Origin of the sequence: Bradyrhizobium jicamae (assembly GCF_018130695.1) — a bacterium.
GTDB lineage: Bacteria > Pseudomonadota > Alphaproteobacteria > Rhizobiales > Xanthobacteraceae > Bradyrhizobium > Bradyrhizobium jicamae_B.
The window spans coordinates 122,752-140,642 of record NZ_JAFCJX010000010.1 but is presented as its reverse complement, the minus strand read 5'-3'; the positions used below and the strand labels follow the sequence as shown (position 1 = coordinate 140,642).

The window sequence follows — 17,891 nt, the reverse complement described above, 5'->3', positions numbered from 1 at the left end:
TTCACCGCGTCATCAGAAACGGCGGTGCGCGTCCGTACATCAAGGCGCGCCACAGCCATTCGATCGGACCAAAGCGGAAACGATCAAGCCACCAGCGGTTGGCAAATACTTGTGCGATGTAGATGGTGAGCACAATCGCAAGGCCGGTCGCGGAATCGAGCTTGCCGAACAGGCCGAAGCCGAATCCGTAGAAAATGAAGCTGAGGATCACCGACTGCAGGATGTAGTTGGTGAAAGCCATGCGTCCGACCGGCTCGGCCCAGCCCAGCAACCTCCGGCCCGCTGTCGTCGTCTCCGCCGAGAGCAGGAGCAGGGCGTAACCAATCGCCAGCGCGATCGTGCCCGCTGAGCCGCAATAGGCGCGCGCGATCGGTGACAGCGTCAGCGCAAGCCCGATCGCGATGGCGATGGCGGCCGCGAGCCAGAACCATCGCGGCGACCGCGGTACGGCCTCGAACAAGCCGGCGCGCCAGCTCAAGGCGCCCAGCAGGAACAGGCCGAGCGTGCGGGGGAAGATGTAGCTGTGCAGCGGCACGAAGCCCGCGATCTCCCGGATCCGAAAGCTGAGGATATCGACAAAGCCGCCGGTCGCATAGATGCGGTTGGCCTCCGCGACGTCGGCGGCAAGCCAGCCGAGCGTCGGGAAGGGAAAGACGGTCGGCAGAACCGGCTGCATCACATACAGCGCCAGGAACACGAGGCTTGCGCCCGCGATCACGGAGGTCGGCGCAAACAGGAACGGCAGCACGACGAGGCCGGCGAGGGCATATTCGGTCAGGATGTCGCCATTCCAGATCAGGACCAGATGGATCAGGCCGAAGCCGAGCAGCACCAGCAGGCGTCGTAGCAACAGTTGCGTCCGCCGCGGGTTCTTCGCCAGCCGGTCGAACTGGATCGCGAGGCCCACACCGAACAACAGCGAGAACAGCGCGAAGGCCTTGAGGTCGATGAAGATCGCGAGCAGGCGGTCGATGACGCCGGGGCGGCCCTGCGCATACTCCAGGAATTGCGCGAAGATCGAGACCCGGAATTCGGTCTCGAGATTGATCGTGAGCACGCCGAGCAGCGCCAGCCCGCGCAGCGCGTCGATTGCGCCGAGGCGGGCGGAAGGCGCGACAGGCGCCGACGCAGGTTGATCCGGGGAGAGGGACACGCGTTGCGCGCTCGGGTGCACGGAAATGGATACAGAATATAGGCCGTCGGCTCTGTTGCGCCAAATGGACGGTGGCACCCTGCGATTTGCCAATAGAATGATCGCTGGGCGCGACGCCGGCAACCGGCCATGCTACGAACCCGCGCGAATTTGCTGCGAGGAGACCTGCCTTGACCGACCCCCGCTATCCCCGCGATCTTCGCGGCTATGGCCGCAATCCGCCCGACCCGAAATGGCCGGGCCAGGCGCGCGTCGCCGTGCAGTTCGTGGTCAATTTCGAGGAGGGCGGCGAGAACAACATCCTGCACGGCGACAAGGCCTCCGAGGCGTTTCTCTCCGACGTGCTCGGCGCGCAGCCCTGGCCCGGCCAGCGCCACGCCAATATCGAATCGATGTTCGAGTATGGCTCGCGCGCCGGCTTCTGGCGGCTGTGGCGGATGTTCACCGAACGAAAAATGTCCACCACCGTGTTCGGCGTCGCGATGGCGCTCAAGCGCAATCCGGAGGTGGTCGCCGCGATGCACGAGGCAGGCTGGGACATCGCGAGCCACAGCCTGCGCTGGGTCGAGCACAAGGAGATGACGGAGGCCGAGGAACGCCAGGAGATTGCGGAGGCGATCCGCGTCCATACCGAGGCGACCGGCGCGCCGCCGCGCGGCTGGTACACCGGCCGCTCCTCGATCAACACGCTGCGGCTGCTGATGGAGACCGGCGGCCTGAGCTATCTCTGCGATTCCTATGCCGACGATCTACCGTACTGGATCCGCGCGCGCGGCGGCGAGCCGCATGTCGTGATCCCCTATACGCTCGATGCCAACGACATGCGCTTCATCAACGCGCAGGGTTTTCCGGGCGGCGATGCCTTCTACACCTATCTCAAGGACAGTTTTGACGTGCTCTATGCCGAGGGCGCGACGGCGCCGAAGATGATGTCGATCGGCTTGCATTGTCGCGTCGTCGGCCGGCCCGGCCGCGCCGCTGCGCTGATGCGGTTCCTGGACTACATCCAGAAACATGATCACGTCTGGGTGCCGACGCGGCTTGCGATCGCCGAGCACTGGCAGGCCAACTTCAAGCATCTCGCCGACGAGGCGTTCGACATCGGTTGATAGCTCTTTGTTTTGCGCATGATCTCCGCGCAAACGCCTTCGGCGTTTGTCGCGAGGGAAAACCGCTTCACACTTTGCGCTAACGCGGCCCTTCGGGTCCGGATCATGCACGAGCTCACCACCGCCGCTGGCGTGCCGCCTGATAGCGGCGCGGCACGGTACCGGTCGGGTGGCACTGGCCGTCGCGGATATCGAGGTCCATCCGGTCGGCGCACGGCACCGCCTGCTGCATCATCTGCTCGCGCATCTGTTGCCGCGTCATTTGCGGCGGCCGCATCGGCTCCAGCGGATAGTAGCGGCCGGCCTGATGCGCGCGCGGTACGACGCCGTTCCGGTAGCAGAGGTTGTCGCGGTCATCGAGATCCCAGCCCCTGCCGCAGGGCGGCGGATGGCTCTCGTGGCGGCGGTAGCGAATCTCGCGCTGCAACGCGGACCTGTCATCTGGCGCAACTGCGGGCACGCCGTGCAGGGCCATGGCCAGGGCGGCGATGCTCATCAACATGGTCGGCCTCCTATCGTCGCGGCGATGAAGCGGCTATAGCAGACCTCGATGGCTGGCGCCGCTGTTGTCGCGCGCTGCGCCGAATGAATCGCAGATTGTGGGACCGATGATAACATGAGCCAGGCTGCCACCGTCGCCGTGGATTGGGGCACCAGCAGTTTTCGGCTGTGGCTGCTGGATTCTGCCGGCGGCATTTTGGGCGAGCGCCGCAGCGATCAGGGTATGATGGCCGCGGCCAAGCCCGGCTTTGCGAACGTGCTGCAGTCGCATCTCGAGGCGCTCGGTGTGGCCGCCGATTGTCCGGTCGTGATCTGCGGCATGGCCGGCGCGCGGCAGGGCTGGGTCGAGGCCGGCTATGTCGATACGCCTGCGCGTCTCACTGATATCCTCGACCGCGCGGTTCCGGTTCCGCTGCAATCGCGCGACATCCGCATCCTGCCTGGCATCGCGCAGCGCGATGCCACGGCGCCTGACGTGATGCGCGGCGAGGAGACCCAATTGCTCGGCGCCGTCGGCCTCAATAGCGTCGGCGACGCCGTCGTCTGCATGCCCGGCACGCATTCGAAATGGGTGACCATGCGCGGGGGGATGGTGGAAGGGTTTGGGACCTTCATGACCGGCGAGCTGTTCAGTATCGTGGTGCGCGATACCATCCTGACGCATGCCGTGGCCGGCGCGGAGGCGGCCGAGGACATCGATGCGTTCAAGCGTGCGGTGGAGGTGGCGCACGACCAGCCTGCGCTGGCGTCGAGTCTGCTGTTCCAGGTGCGATCGGGCCAGTTGCTGTTTGGTGGAAGTGCGGCTGCGGCACGCGAAGCGATCTCCGGCACGCTGATCGGACTTGAAATTGCCGGAGGCCTTGCGCGTCAGCTGACCGAACCGGTTACGCTGATCGCCTCCGGGCGGCTCGCGCGGCTGTATCTGATCGCGTTCGAAGCATTGTCGATCCCGGTCCGTTCGATCGATGCGGACGAAGCGGTGCGCCGCGGCCTCACCATGGCCGCGTCCGCGATCTGGAAGCGATAGAGGAGTTCGACCATGCCCGTTCTGTTCCCGCCGATGCGGCGTCCGCTGGTTGCGATCCTGCGCGGCATCAAGCCGGCGGAGACCGAGGCGATCGTGGGCAGGCTGATCGAGGCCGGCATGACCGCGATCGAGATCCCGCTGAACTCGCCGGAGCCGTTCCGCTCGATCGAGCTCGCGGCAAAGCAGGCACCGCGCGACGTGCTGATCGGGGCAGGGACCGTGCTGACCACGGCCGACGTCGATCGCCTGCATGGCGTTGGAGGCCGGCTGATGGTGTCGCCGAATGTCGACGCCGAGGTGCTGGCGCGTGCGGGCCATCACGGCATGGTTACGCTGCCCGGCGTGTTCTCGCCGACGGAAGCGTTGCTCGCGCTGAAGTCGGGCGCGTCGGGCCTGAAATTCTTCCCGGCCAGCGTGCTCGGCGCTGCCGGCATCACCGCGATCCGCGCCGTGCTGCCGCCGGATGCGCTGATCGCAGCGGTCGGCGGCGTCTCCGAGAAAAATTTTGCCGAATACATCAAGGCCGGCATCCGTGCCTTCGGTATGGGCAGCAGCCTCTACAAGCCCGGCATGAGCGCGGCTAACGTCGCGGAGCGTGCGAAGGTGACGGTCGAGGCGTATGACGCGGCGGTGCAGGGCGCTTTGTAAAGCGCCCGGAATGGCCGGCGGTTGGCCGTTGTCCGGCTGGCTTATGCGGCTTCGGCGTGGATGGCCGTGCCGACGGATCGCCCGCCAACCGTAAACTGGACCTTGTGAGCCCGGAAGTCGCCATCGCGGACGGTCTGAAGGAGGAGCCTTGCGAGGTCCGAGTAATCCTCGAGCCCACTTGGGTCGAGGGTGAAGCCGTAATCGGGAAGCAACTGGTTCAGACTGTCTCGCACTTCCAAAGTGACCGGCATGCTGGAAATTCTCACAACGTCGAAGGGCTATCCTCTCTGAAAAATGTCGGTTGAAATTTAAGGCCCGGTTAATCTGCCGGCGCGGCAATCTGTCAGTGACGACTTCGTGATCCGAAAGCCCGAACTCGGGCCGATCTTTGTCAGGCTACGCTAATCATCCCGCCGCCCGCCGTCGATCACCCGGAACAGCGGGGCGGCCTCGCGCGGCGGCTCCAGCAGCTCGTCGACCATGGCGATCGCCGCTGCGACATATTTCGTGGTCGGCGTGTCGAGCGGCCGCTTGGTTTCGTCTGATAGCGCCAGCCTCGCGCCCTCCAGCAGCTTGCGGGTCCGCGCTGCACCCTCGTCGCCCGATGTCAGCGACGCCCGCGCGATCGATCGCAGCACGAACAACTCGCCCTCCAGCCGCAGCAGGCGATCGTTCAGTCGGTTCAGGGCGTCGTTCAGGTTGCGCATGCTTGTCTCGTATGGCGGGGCAGGAGGGAGCGACCACCGACATACAGGGAATGCGCGATCCGCGCGAGCCGTTCGATGGCTCGCTTCGTTGTGTGGGCGGCAACTGGTATTGGAAGCATAAGCGCGGCTGCAACAATTTTATCTGAGATGGCTGGCACCGCGATGACCATCGGGTGTGAGTTCGCAATCCGCGCTACCCCCTCGGGGGCGTCGGCCGGCTTGTCCGGGCGATCCCAGTATTCCAGAGGCGGTCGTGATTCAGCCGAGAAGCCGCGGCGTGCTGGGTCGCCCGGTCCTTGTGCGCAATTGCGCACGGCCGGGCGATGACAGGTGAGTAGGCGATGACAGGTGAGTATAAGGACGGCTTCGCATTCTCGCGACATGCCGGGCGGGATGGGCGGATGATTGGCACAGATCGGAAGTTCTGACGAGGCGAATATGTTCTCCGCAGGGGGTGTCTGTTGTGCTATTGATTGTGAAATATCGAAGTACGGCAGCGCCTCCTGACATTCTTTCAAACTGAAATCGGGCTGACCGGCCTTGCTTTGAACCCACTTTCGCCAAACTGATCCGCGTCATTGTTGACCCGGGGCAGGTATCCCAAACAGGAGTCCTGCATGTTCGCCCGAGTATGTGTTGCGTTTATGTTTTGCGTATCCGCATCCGTCGTTTCGGAAGCGCGTCCTTTCCACACCGGCCATAGTCCGGAATGCAATGTGACCATACCTTGCGACCTTTCGTCCTCGCCGAGCCGTCAAATCCAGACCCAACGTTCCGAACGAATTGCGCTGGCAAGCAGTCCGCGTCGCGCCATTGCTGACGCGAGCGCCACGCCGGGCCAGACCGTCGGTGGCCGCCCCGCCGGTTGCCCTCGGTCGTTCTGCGGCTGTGGTGCGGCGATACGTGTGTTTGGCCGTATCGTGCCGGAATTGAATCTTGCCGCAAACTGGCTCCGCTTCCCCCGGACGGCGCCGGCACCGGGCATGGTTGCAGCCCGGCGCGGCCACGTCTTCGTGCTGGAGCAGCATGTCGGCGGTGATACCTGGATGGCGTATGATGCCAATTCCGGCGGTCGGGCCACGCGAATTCATGCGCGTTCGCTGCGCGGCTACAGCATCGTCAATCCCCACGCCTCCTGACCCGATGCGCCCGGGCCTCCGCGAGGGCCGCCCAAGGCCCCGCCATGGTTGGCCAGGGTGGTTCTCGCGCGCACCTCGTTACCGCCGCCGGTGGGTTTGGGGAACTCGCGGACGTTGCAACGCGCGCCCGCTCGACCGCAGGTCAGAAATCCGGTAACCTGCGACTCATATTAGCTCTTATATTTCATAGGTTTGATAATGCAGTCTGCCGTTCACACGCTCGTATCCGTTTACGTGCTCGCGAAGAACCGTCAAGCGCTGGAGAGGATGAGGGAGCTCCGCAACGAGTTGCTTCGAGGTCTCCAGTCCTCTTCGACCCCTCCGTCGCGCGATGCTCTGGATCAGGTCTATGATGATTTGAGAGCGATTGAAGAGGGCCTGAAGCAGCTCCACTGAATTAAGTGGCGCGTTCAGTCCTTCGGCTCCAGTGCAAGATGTCGTTCGCACGGGGTGCTGGCGATCCCGGCAGGATTCGAACCTGCAACCCGCGGAGTAGAAATCCGCTACTCTATCCAGTTGAGCTACGGGACCGTGGCCGCCTTGTAGCACCGCCAATATGAAAAATTCGGCTCTCCGCCAAGCCCATTCAGACCGATTTTTTGTGATCGGGCGAATAAGCCGGCCGGGATCGACGTGGCATTCTCCGTGCCGGCAGGAGGAGCGCGGTCCCTCTTGAGGTGCGACATCTTCGCCATGATGCGCTTCCTGTGAATGGCGCCACATCTCGCTCAAAGCGAGCGTCGTAATATTAAACTCCTTAAGCGGGTGATTGCCAGGCCGGGAAACTCCCGGCGATTTGGCGGTCGCAACGCACGATCAAAGGAGACGATCATGTTCGATAAATTTTCGCGTGCAGCATTACCACTCCTGTGTTTCGCCCTGACGGCATCGGCTGTTCCCGCGCTGGCGCAGCAGGCGCCGTCGATCCAGGTCGGATCGGATACGCGGGCGAAGTCGGCGGCCGAATGTCTGAGGGATGGCAAGTTCGCCATCACCGAGACCGGGCTCGCCGTCACCTTCACCTCCGGTCCGCACATCGGCGGCGCCGGGACGCTGGACGGGGCGGGCGTGGCGGTGCTCGTCACCTGCGTGCAGGAGGGCGCGCGGACCTTCATCGAGGTCACCGGCGCGAGCCTCAATGGCAACGCGGCCGGCGATGCCCGCAACCGGGTGCGGACCATCACGATGGGGCCGCCGAGCTGAGCGGACGCGGATCCGATGCTGCGCTCCTCTCCCGCTGCGGCCCGCAAGCGGGAGAGGCAAAGAAATTGCGGAGGTAATCCGCACACTTCTTGGATTTGTCGCAGTGGCCATCTCCGCCCGGCAAAAAAGATTCACTTCTCTTCCAAGTTCCTTCGAACCACCTCTTGTCCTCGCGCGACAAAGAGCCCGCAGGGGTCTGCCTAGGGGGCGACCTGTCTGCCGCCCATGACGCTGGTTTGGACGGACCGGCGATGGGAGAAGGACTGCCTTTCGCCATGCCGGCTGTGACGTTTTTTCCTGTTCATCTCCGCGCCTTCACTCCGTCACCTTTTCGCGCACTTTCTGATTCCCACGCGGCGCCCGTCCGCGTGCCCTTTGGGAGATCCATCATGACCGCTCTGGTTCGTGCCGCCGCATTTTGCGCCACGCTGGCGCTTGGCCTTTCGCTTGGCTTTGGCACAGCCCATGCCGCCGACAAGGCATTCAAGCGCGACGATCTCGCCGATTCCGCGATCAAGCTCCAGGCGCAGATCAAGACCGAAGCGGGCGCCGTCAACAAAACGAGCGCGACGCTGCGCACCGACGCCGATGCCGCCTTCAAGCGCGGTGATTTCCGCACCGGCTTGCAGATCCTCGGCCAGATCGCCGCCACCTCGCCGGAGGACGGCGCCAACTGGCTGCGGCTGTCGAAAACCATCTTCCAGATCTGGACCGCGAGCTCGAGCGAGCGGACCTTCCTGATGGAGCGCGCCTCGACCGCGGCCTACATCGCCTATCAGCGTGCCGGCAACCCGGGCGAGGAGGCGGATGCGCTGGCCACACTCGGCAAGGCGCTGTCGGCGCGCAGCATGTGGCGGCCGGCACTCGATAGCTTGCGGCTGTCGCTGGAGATGCGCGAGGTCGCCGATGTCCGCCGCCAGTATGAGACGATGCGCGACGAGCACGGCTTCCGCCTGCTCGACTATACCGTCGATTCCGACTCGGCCTCGCCGCGGGCCTGCTTCCAGTTCTCGGAGGAATTGGCAAAGCGCGTCGACTTCGCGCCGTATCTGGCGCTGGCCGGCACCGACAAGCCGGCGCTGTCGGCCGAGGGCAAGCAGCTCTGCGTCGACGGGCTCAAGCATGGCGAGCGCTACAACATCAATCTGCGCGCCGGCCTGCCGTCGACCGTGAAGGAGACGCTGCCGAAGTCCGCCGAGTTCAACATCTATGTCCGCGACCGAAAAGCCTTCGTCCGCTTCACGGGCCGGGCCTATGTGCTGCCGCGGACCGGCCAGCGCGGCATCCCGCTGGCCACCGTCAACACCCCGGCGGCCAATGTCGAGGTCTACCGGATCGGCGACCGCAATCTGATCAACACCGTCATCGACTCCGACTTCCAGCGCGCGCTGAGCCGCTACCAGCTTGAAAGCCTCGGCGGCGAGCGCGGCATGAAGGTCTGGTCCGGTGAGCTTGCGACCGCGACCACGCTGAACCAGGACGTCGTCACCGCATTCCCGGTCGACCAGGCGCTCGGCGATCTGCAGCCAGGTGTCTATGTCATGACGGCCTCGCCGAAGGGGCCGACCAATGACGAGGATAGTTCGCTCGCGACCCAATGGTTCATCGTCTCCGACATGGGCCTGTCGGCGTTCTCCGGCAATGACGGCATCCATGTCTTCCTGAATTCGCTGGCGTCGACCGAGCCGGTCGCCAATGCCGAGATCAAGCTGGTCGCCCGCAACAACGAGATCCTGGCGACCCGCAAGACCGATGCGGCCGGCCACGTGCTGTTCGAGTCCGGCCTGGCAAAGGGCGAGGGCGGGCTGTCGCCGGCCATGCTGACCGTCATGAGCGACAAGGCCGACTATGCCTTCCTGAGCCTGAAGTCCAACCCGTTCGACCTCAGCGATCGCGGCGTGGCCGGACGCGTCACGCCTGTTGGTGCCGACGCCTTCGTCTATGCCGAGCGCGGCGTGTATCGCTCCAACGAGACCGTCTATCTCACCGCGCTGCTGCGCGACGGGCAGGGCAATGCGCTGACCGGCACGCCGCTCACCATGGTGGTCGAACGTCCCGACGGCGTCGAATTCCGCCGTGCCGTGCTGCCGGACGGGGGCGCCGGCGGGCGTTCGCTGTCGCTCGCGCTGAACTCGGCGGTGCCGACCGGCACCTGGCGGGCGCGCGTTTTCACCGACCCGAAGGGCGCGTCAGTCGGCGAAACCACCTTCATGGTCGAGGACTACATCCCCGAACGGATCGAATTCGACCTGACAGCCAAGGACAAGGTGATCAAAGCTGAAGTTCCAGTGGAACTTAAGGTCGCTGGCCATTTCCTGTACGGAGTGCCGGCGTCGGGCCTGCAGCTCGAAGGCGACATGCTGGTTGCACCTAGCGCGTCCGGGCGGCCCGGCTATCCCGGCTACCAGTTCGGCGTTGCCGATGAAGAGACCGCCAGCAATGAGCGGACCCCGATCGAAGGCTTGCCCGAGGCTGATGCCAAGGGCGAGGCGAACTTCCCGGTCAAGCTGGAGAAGGCGCCGACCTCGACCAGGCCGCAGGAAGCGCAGATATTCATCCGCATGGCGGAGAGCGGCGGCCGCTCGGTCGAGCGCAAGATCGTGCTGCCGGTGGCGCCCGCCACCAATTTGATCGGCATCAAGCCGGCCTTTGCCAACAAGAGCGTCGCCGAGGGCGACAAGGCCGATTTCGACGTCGTGTTCGTCGCCCCCGACGGCAAGCAATTGCCGCGCGACGGGCTGCGCTATGAGCTTTTGAAGCTGGAGTCGCGTTACCAGTGGTACCGCCACAGCTCGTACTGGGACTATGAGCCTGTCAAGTCGAGCCGCCGCGTCGCCGATGGCGATGTGAAGCTCACCGCCGACAAGCCGCAGCGGCTGACGTTCCAGCCCGAGCCCGGCCGCTATCGCCTCGACGTCAAGTCGAATGATACCGATGGTCCGGTGACCTCGGTGCAGTTCGATGTCGGCTGGTACTCCGACGGCTCGGCCGACACGCCGGACCTTCTGGAGACCTCGATCGACAAGCCCGAATACGCCTCCGGCGAGACGCTGACGGTCTCCGTCAACGCGCGCTCGGCCGGCAAGCTCTCGGTCTATGTGCTCGGCGACCGCCTGCTGGCGACGCAGAGTGTGGACGTCAAGGAGGGCACGCAGCAGGTCAAGCTCACGGTCGGCAAGGACTGGGGCACCGGCGCCTACATCATGACGACGCTGCGCCGTCCGCTCGATGCCGCCGCTGGGCGCATGCCCGGCCGCGCGATCGGGCTGAAATGGGTCAGCATCGACAAGAAGGCCCGCACGCTCGCGGTCGAGCTCTCGCCGCCCGCTCTGGTGCGGCCCGGTTCGACGCTGAAGATCCCGGTCAAGCTCGGCGGGCTCAATCCCGGCGAGGATGCGAAGGTGGTGATCGCGGCCGTCGATGTCGGCATCCTCAACCTCACCAACTACAAGCCGCCGGCGCCTGACGATTACTATCTCGGCCAGCGCCGCCTGACGGCGGAGATCCGCGACCTCTATGGGCAGTTGATCGACGGCATGCAGGGCAGCCGCGGTCAGATCAGGAGCGGTGGCGACTCAGCCGGTGCCGAGCTGCAGGGCTCGCCGCCCACGCAAAAGCCGCTGGCGCTGTATTCGGGCATCGTCACCGTCGGGCCCGACGGCACTGCCGAAGTTAGTTTCGAGATCCCCGAGTTCGCCGGCACCGCGCGGGTGATGGCGGTGGCGTGGAGCGCCACAAAGCTCGGTCGCGCGACCACCGACGTGATCGTGCGCGATCCCGTGGTGCTGACCGCGACCCTGCCGCGCTTCCTGCTCAATGGCGACAAGGGCACCATGAGCATGGACATCGACAATGTCGAAGGCGCCGCCGGCGACTACGCGATCAACGTCAAGACATCAGGTCCGGTGAAGATGTCGGGCAACCCGGTCACCAAGGTGAAGCTCGCCGCCAAACAGCGGACCTCGCTGACGCTCGGTCTCGAGGCCGGCGGCGCAGGGCAGGCGAACTTCGACGTCGATATCTCCGGCCCGAACGGCCTGACCCTGGCGCGGCACTATGCGCTCGACGTCAAGCCGGCAACGCAGGTGCTGGCACGGCGCTCGGTCCGCACGCTGGCGAAGGGCGAGAGCCTGACGCTGACCTCGGACATGTTCTCCGATCTGGTCTCGGGCACCGGCAGCGTCTCGATCTCAGCCAGTCTTTCGACTGCGCTCGACGCCGCGACGATCCTGAAGGCGCTCGATCGCTACCCCTATGGCTGCTCCGAGCAGATCACCAGCCGCGCGATGCCGCTGCTCTATGTCAACGATCTCGCCGCCGGCGCGCATCTGGCGATGGACACCGCCATCGACCAGCGCATCCGCGACGCGATCGATCGGCTGCTGGCACGGCAGGGCTCGAACGGCTCGTTCGGCCTGTGGTCGGCCGGCGGCGACGACGCCTGGCTCGATGCCTACGTCACGGACTTCCTGACCCGCGCCCGCGAGAAGGGGTTTGCGGTGCCGGACGTGCTGTTCAAGAACGCGCTCGACCGGATCAGGAACTCGGTCGTCAACGCTCAGGAGCCGGAGAAGGACGGCGGCCGCAACCTGGCCTACGGCCTCTACGTGCTCGCGCGCAATGGTGCCGCACCGATTGGCGATCTCCGCTATCTCGCCGACACCAAGCTCGGCAATCTGGCAACGCCGATCTCGAAGGCGCAACTCGCAGCGGCGCTCGCGCTGGTGGGCGACAAGGGCCGGGCCGATCGCGTCTACAGTGCCGCGCTCGATGCGTTGAACCCGAAGCCGGTGATCGAGTTCGGCCGGGTCGACTACGGCTCGTCGCTGCGCGATGCGGCCGCACTGGTCTCGCTCGCGGGCGAGGGCAATGCGCCGCGGGCGACGCTGACGCAGGCGGTTGCCCGGGTCGAAGCGGCACGCGGGCTCACGCCCTACACCTCGACGCAGGAGAATGCGTGGATGGTGCTGGCGGCGCGCGCGCTCGCCAAGGAGACGCTGACCCTCGACATCGACGGCCAGCCGGTCAAGACGGCGGTCTATCGCAGCTACAAGGCCGAGGCGATGTCCGGCAAGCCGATCCGGATCACCAACACCGGTGATGCTCCGGTGCAGGCGGTGGTCTCGGTGTCGGGCTCGCCGGTCACGCCGGAGCCAGCGGCCGCGAACGGCTTCAAGATCGAACGCAATTACTTCACGCTCGACGGCAAGCCGGCCGACGTCACCAAGGCGAAACAGAACGACCGCTTCGCCGTTGTCCTGAAGATCACGGAAGCCAAACCGGAGTTCGGTCACATCATGGTCGCCGACTATCTGCCGGCCGGTCTCGAGATCGACAATCCGCGTCTGGTGTCGTCGGGTGACTCCGGCAAGCTGGACTGGATCGAGGACGGCGTGGAGGCGCAAAATACTGAGTTCCGCGACGACCGCTTCACCGCGGCAATCGACCGTGCCGCCAACGACAAGGCTGTGTTTACGGCTGCCTATATCGTACGGGCGGTGTCGCCAGGCAAATACGTGCTGCCGCAGGCCTATGTCGAGGACATGTACAATCCCTCGCGCTACGGCCGCAGCGGCACCGGCAGCGTCGAGGTGCGGCCGGCGAAATGAGCGAGAGTGTGACGATAGTGCCAGCGCGACATCAGCGCTGGCGGCGCGTCAGAAAAGCGGCGGCGGCTTGCGCCGTCGCTGGTCTCGTTATGACTGGCGCCTTCTCGGCGTGGGTCGTCTCGCTCGGGCCGCTGCCGCTGGAGAAAGCAAAACAGGTCTCCACGACTGTGGTCGATCGCAACGGCAAGCTGCTGCGTGCCTACGCGATGGCGGACGGACGCTGGCGGCTGCCGGTGGATGCCAAGACGGCTGTCGATCCCGGTTACCTCAAGCTGCTGTTCGCCTATGAGGACAAGCGGTTCTACGGGCATCACGGCATCGATCCGCTGGCGCTGGCGCGCGCGGCGTTCCAGCTCGGCACAAGCGGGCATATCGTCTCGGGCGGATCGACCATCACGATGCAGCTGGCGCGGCTGATCGAGCCGCGGCACGAGCGGTCGCTATACGCAAAACTGCGCCAGATGGTGCGCGCGGTTCAGCTGGAGCGGCAGTTGTCGAAGGACGAGATCCTCGATCTCTATCTCGCGCTGGCGCCGTTCGGCGGCAATCTCGAAGGCATCCGCTCGGCGTCGATCGCCTATTTCGGCAAGGAGCCGAAGCGGCTGTCGCTCGCCGAAGCAGCACTTCTGGTGGCCTTGCCGCAGTCGCCGGAGCGACGCCGTCTCGACCGCTATCCGGAAGCGGCGCTGGCCGCGCGCGATCGCGTGCTCGACCGCATGGTCGAGGACGGCACTGTGTCGAACGACGACGCGGCGCAGGCGAAAGCGACCGCCGTGCCGAAGATGCGCAAGCAGATCCCGATCCTGGCGCCGCATTCCGCCGATCAGGCGGTCGCGACCATGAAGGATGCGCCCGTCATCAAGCTGACGCTCGATGCAGCCTTGCAGAAGAATCTGGAAGCGCTGGCGCACGACCGCGCGATTGCACAGGGACCAGAAATCTCGGTCGCGATCATCGCGGTCGACAATGAGAGCGGCGACGTCCTCGCCCGCGTCGGCTCGCCGGATTATTTCGACGAGCGACGGGCAGGGCAGGTCGACATGACCCGCGCGGTGCGCTCGCCCGGCTCGACGCTCAAACCGTTCATTTATGGCCTCGCCTTCGAGGACGGCTTTGTCCATCCGGACAGCCTGATCGACGACCGGCCGATCCGGTTCGGCTCCTACGCGCCGGAAAACTTCGACATGACGTTCCAGGGCACCGTGCCCGTGCGCAAGGCGCTGCAGCTGTCGTTGAATGTCCCGGCGATTGCGCTGCTCGACCGCGTCGGCGCCAGCCGGCTGTCGTCGCGGCTGAAGCAGGCCGGCACCAGCCTGGTCCTGCCGAAGGAGGAGACACCCGGTCTTGCGATGGGCCTCGGCGGCGTCGGTGTGACCTTGCAGGACCTCGCACAGCTCTATGCCGGGCTGGCGCGGCTTGGTGCGACAAAGCCGCTGCGCGAGATCATGCTGGCGAGCGACGACCGGGAGACGATGCGGCTGATGGATCAGGCCTCGGCCTGGCAGGTCGGCAACGTCCTGCTCGGCACTCCGCCGCCGGAGAACGGCGTGCACAACCGCATCGCCTTCAAGACCGGCACCAGCTATGGCTATCGCGACGCCTGGTCGGTCGGCTTCGACGGCCGCATCACGATCGGCGTCTGGGTCGGCCGTCCCGATGGCGCACCGGTGCCAGGCCTGGTTGGCCGCACCGCGGCGGCTCCGATCCTGTTCGATGCCTTCGCGCGCACCGGAAAGATCCCGGCGGCGCTGCCGAAGCCGCCGAAGAGCGTCCTGCTCGCCAGCAACGCCAAACTGCCGCTGCCGCTGCGGCGGTTCCGGCCGCTCGGCGAGCTCGTCCGCACCGGCTCGGACCAGGCGCCACACATCCAGTTCCCGCTGAACGGCTCGCGCATCGACGTCGACCGCTCCGAAGGCGGCCGTAACGCGGCGATGCCGGTCAAGGTCGCCGGCGGCGTGCTGCCGCTGACCGTGCTGGTCAACGGCATCTCGGCCGGCGACATCGATAGCCGCCGCCAGCGCCTGATCGATCCGCCCGGGCCGGGCTTTGCCCGCGTCACCGTGATCGACGCCACGGGCGCCGCTGACACGGTCGTGATCCGGGTGCAATGACACCATCCGGGACGGGCGGAACTGCGCAGTTGTTTGGGCACCGGTTTCATCGTATGCGAAGCCCATGGTGGAGACCCTCCAACCCCGCTTCGGCGCAGGGCAACAGTCTGTAAAACCTGCGCATTCCAGCCGCAGGCTGTTCATGGCGTTCGAGTTTGCGACGGCCAGCCAGCCGCGCGCGATTCTGTTCCTGCTGCTGACCTGCCTGGTGCTGTTCCTGCCGGGCTTCTTCACCATCCCGCCGATCGACCGCGACGAGGTCCGCTTTGCCCAGGCCACCAAGCAGATGGTCGAGAGCGGCGATTATGTCGACATCCGCTTCCAGGATGACGTCCGCTACAAGAAGCCGGTCGGCATCTACTGGCTGCAGGCGGCGAGCCTGAAGACCATCTCGGCGCTCGGGGTGCCGAAGGCACAGCTGCGCATCTGGGTCTACCGGGTGCCGTCGCTGCTCGGCGCGATCGGCGCGGTGCTGCTGACCTACTGGGCGGCACTGGCGTTCCTGTCGCGGCAGGGCGCGGTGCTGGCGGCGCTGATGATCGCAAGCTCGATTCTTTTGGGTGTCGAGGCGCGCCTGGCAAAAACCGACGCGATGCAGCTGCTCACCGTGGTCGCCGCGATGGGCGCGATGGCGCGGGTCTATCTGTCCTGGCAGCGCGGCGAGGATCCGGCGCGGCCGCCATGGTCGTGGCCGGCGATCTTCTGGACCGCGCTCGCCGTCGGCATCCTGCTGAAGGGGCTGATCCTGATGTTCGTCGGCCTCACCATTTTGGTGCTGGCCATTCTCGACCGCTCGGCGGCCTGGCTGTGGCGGCTGCGTCCGGTCTGGGGCCTGATGTGGGTGCTGGTGCTGGTGCTGCCGTGGTTCGTGCTGATCTTCCTGCGCGCCGGCGATGCCTTCTTTGCCGATGCCGTCGGCGGCGACATGCTGGCCAAGCTCGGCGCCCAGGAATCCCATGGCGCGCCGCCCGGGCTCTATCTGCTGCTGTTCTGGGTGACGTTCTGGCCGGGCGCACCGCTCGCCGGCATGGCGGCGCCCGCGGTGTGGCGGGCGCGGCGCGAGCCCGGCGCCCAGTTCCTGCTGGCCTGGCTGATCCCGTCCTGGATCGTGTTCGAGGTCGCGCTGACCAAGCTGCCGCATTACGTGCTGCCGCTCTATCCGGCGATCGCGATCCTGACGATCGGTGCCGTCGAGCGGCGCGTGCTGTCGCGCTCCTGGCTGACGCGCGGCGCAGCCTGGTGGTTCGTCATTCCGGCGTTCGGCGCGGTGCTGGTGATCGTCGGCGCGATCAAGGCGATCCATCAGCCGGTGTTTCCGGCCTGGCCGTTGTATGCGGGTGCCATGGTGGCCGGACTGATCGCGTGGTGGCTGTTCGAGGACAGCCGCGCCGAGCGATCGCTGCTCAACGCCGTGATCGCGGCGGCGCTGATGGCGGCTGCCACCTACGGCGTGGTGCTGCCGCGGCTGACCACGATGTTCCCGAGCCAGGAGGTGGCGCGCGCGCTGCGCAACGTCACCTGTGTGGGCCCGAGGTCGGCGGCTGCCGGCTTCCACGAGCCGAGCCTCGTGTTCATGACCGATACTTCGACCTTGCTGACGGACGGCTCGGGCGCTGCCGACTTCCTCGGGCAGGGCACCTGCCGCTTCGCGCTGGTCGAGTCGCGTTCGGAGCGCGCCTTCATCCAGCGCGCCGAGGCGATCGGGCTGCGCTACAACGCGCCCGTCCGCATCGAGGGCTACAACATCTCGCAGGGCCGCGCGATCTCGATCGCGATCTTCCGCTCCGAGGGCACGGAATAATGACCGCGCATCCGCCGACGATCGAGCAGCACAATTACGCCGGACGCTTTTTCGCCCTGACGTGGGCGTCCTTTGCGCAACTGGTCCGCGCACCCTCGCATTCGCGGCGCGCCGAAGCCGCACGCCGCGCGGCGCGTCACGCGCTGTGGCTCACGGTGATCATCGGCGCGAGCGTCGTCACGCTGATGTACATGGTCGACGTCGCCGAGATCAGCCTGATGCCGGCGCGGGGCACGCCGAGCCTGTGGTGGGTGCGGATCCTGACCGACTTCGGCAAGGACACCTACGTGCTGATTGCGCTCGGTGTCCTGCTGATTGCCGTCGTGATCGCGGCGCCCGCGATGCGCGGCACCTCCCGCATCGTGCTCGCAGGCCTCGGCACACGGCTGCAGTATTTGTTTCTGTCTGTTGCGCTGGCCAACATCATCGCCGACATCCTCAAGTTCGTGGTCGGCCGCGGCCGGCCCTTCGTCGGCGGCAAGGCAAACGCCTTCAACTTCCAGCATTTCGCCGGCACCGAGGCCTATGCGAGCCTGCCGTCGGGACATGCGACCACGGCGTTTGCGCTGGCGTTTGCGGTTTCCGCGGTCTGGCCGCAGATGCGCGTTCCGATGTTCGTCTATGCGATCGTGATCATCGCCACGCGCCTGGTGCTGCTCGCCCATCACCCGAGCGACGTCGTCGCCGGCGCGCTGGTCGGCATCGTCGGTGCGATGGCCGTGCGCTACTGGTTTGCCGCCCGCCGCCTTGGTTTCGCCATCCAGCAGGACGGCACCATCGTGTCCCTGGCCGGGCCCTCGCCGGAGCGGCTCAAAAGGGTTGCGGGGAGGGCGTCCGCCCCATAAAAGCGGTCGCCCGATGGCCGGATCGGGCGGGTTCCATA

13 protein-coding genes and 1 tRNA gene are annotated in these 17,891 nt (G+C 66.0%); 9 read left to right on the top strand and 5 right to left on the bottom strand.

Annotated features, from left to right (window positions below):
- Window position 1: 1 nt before the first annotated feature.
- Window positions 2–1,153, bottom strand: coding sequence for a DUF418 domain-containing protein (locus tag JQ604_RS42015; protein ID WP_212358467.1), 1,152 nt, complete (start codon window positions 1,151–1,153; stop codon window positions 2–4).
- A gap of 170 nt (window positions 1,154–1,323) precedes the next feature.
- Between JQ604_RS42015 and puuE the strand changes: the two genes are divergently transcribed.
- Window positions 1,324–2,262, top strand: a complete 939-nt coding sequence (puuE, locus tag JQ604_RS16500; protein WP_212358466.1) for an allantoinase PuuE — start codon at window positions 1,324–1,326, stop codon at window positions 2,260–2,262.
- A 115-nt stretch (window positions 2,263–2,377) separates the two neighbouring features.
- Here puuE and JQ604_RS16495 read toward each other — a convergent pair whose 3' ends face one another.
- A complete protein-coding gene (locus JQ604_RS16495) occupies window positions 2,378–2,764 on the bottom strand; it encodes a hypothetical protein (protein ID WP_212358465.1) in 387 nt (128 codons plus the stop codon).
- Between the two features lie 114 nt (window positions 2,765–2,878).
- Here JQ604_RS16495 and JQ604_RS16490 point away from each other — a divergent pair, with 114 nt between their 5' ends.
- Complete coding sequence (locus tag JQ604_RS16490) at window positions 2,879–3,790, top strand: 2-dehydro-3-deoxygalactonokinase (RefSeq protein ID WP_212358464.1); 912 nt, start codon at window positions 2,879–2,881, stop codon at window positions 3,788–3,790.
- 12 nt (window positions 3,791–3,802) lie between these two features.
- Entirely contained in the window at window positions 3,803–4,438 is a 636-nt protein-coding gene (locus tag JQ604_RS16485; protein ID WP_212358463.1) for a 2-dehydro-3-deoxy-6-phosphogalactonate aldolase, read from the top strand.
- A 41-nt stretch (window positions 4,439–4,479) separates the two neighbouring features.
- Here JQ604_RS16485 and JQ604_RS16480 read toward each other — a convergent pair whose 3' ends face one another.
- Entirely contained in the window at window positions 4,480–4,689 is a 210-nt protein-coding gene (locus JQ604_RS16480) for a hypothetical protein (RefSeq protein ID WP_212358462.1), read from the bottom strand.
- A 150-nt stretch (window positions 4,690–4,839) separates the two neighbouring features.
- Window positions 4,840–5,145 carry a hypothetical protein gene (locus tag JQ604_RS16475; protein WP_212358461.1) on the bottom strand — a complete coding sequence of 102 codons (306 nt, stop codon included), beginning with the start codon at window positions 5,143–5,145 and terminating at the stop codon, window positions 4,840–4,842.
- Between the two features lie 617 nt (window positions 5,146–5,762).
- Here JQ604_RS16475 and JQ604_RS41535 point away from each other — a divergent pair.
- Window positions 5,763–6,284 carry a hypothetical protein gene (locus tag JQ604_RS41535; protein ID WP_249158300.1) on the top strand — a complete coding sequence of 174 codons (522 nt, stop codon included), beginning with the start codon at window positions 5,763–5,765 and terminating at the stop codon, window positions 6,282–6,284.
- Window positions 6,285–6,738: 454 nt separating this feature from the next.
- Here JQ604_RS41535 and JQ604_RS16465 read toward each other — a convergent pair.
- Window positions 6,739–6,815 (bottom strand) — tRNA-Arg (locus JQ604_RS16465).
- Window positions 6,816–7,115: 300 nt separating this feature from the next.
- Between JQ604_RS16465 and JQ604_RS16460 the strand changes: the two genes are divergently transcribed.
- From JQ604_RS16460 to JQ604_RS16440, 5 genes are all read left to right on the top strand, one after another.
- On the top strand, window positions 7,116–7,487 hold the full coding sequence (locus JQ604_RS16460) for a hypothetical protein (RefSeq protein WP_212358460.1): 372 nt from the start codon (window positions 7,116–7,118) through the stop codon (window positions 7,485–7,487).
- 389 nt (window positions 7,488–7,876) lie between these two features.
- Entirely contained in the window at window positions 7,877–13,096 is a 5,220-nt protein-coding gene (locus JQ604_RS16455; protein WP_212358459.1) for an alpha-2-macroglobulin family protein, read from the top strand.
- A gap of 89 nt (window positions 13,097–13,185) precedes the next feature.
- Complete coding sequence (gene pbpC, locus JQ604_RS16450; RefSeq protein WP_249158299.1) at window positions 13,186–15,207, top strand: penicillin-binding protein 1C; 2,022 nt, start codon at window positions 13,186–13,188, stop codon at window positions 15,205–15,207.
- Between the two features lie 64 nt (window positions 15,208–15,271).
- On the top strand, window positions 15,272–17,008 hold the full coding sequence (locus JQ604_RS16445; RefSeq protein ID WP_212358457.1) for an ArnT family glycosyltransferase: 1,737 nt from the start codon (window positions 15,272–15,274) through the stop codon (window positions 17,006–17,008).
- Window positions 17,008–17,853 carry a phosphatase PAP2 family protein gene (locus tag JQ604_RS16440; RefSeq protein WP_212358456.1) on the top strand — a complete coding sequence of 282 codons (846 nt, stop codon included), beginning with the start codon at window positions 17,008–17,010 and terminating at the stop codon, window positions 17,851–17,853. The genes JQ604_RS16445 and JQ604_RS16440 overlap by 1 nt, the downstream gene beginning before the upstream one ends.
- Window positions 17,854–17,891: the final 38 nt, after the last annotated feature.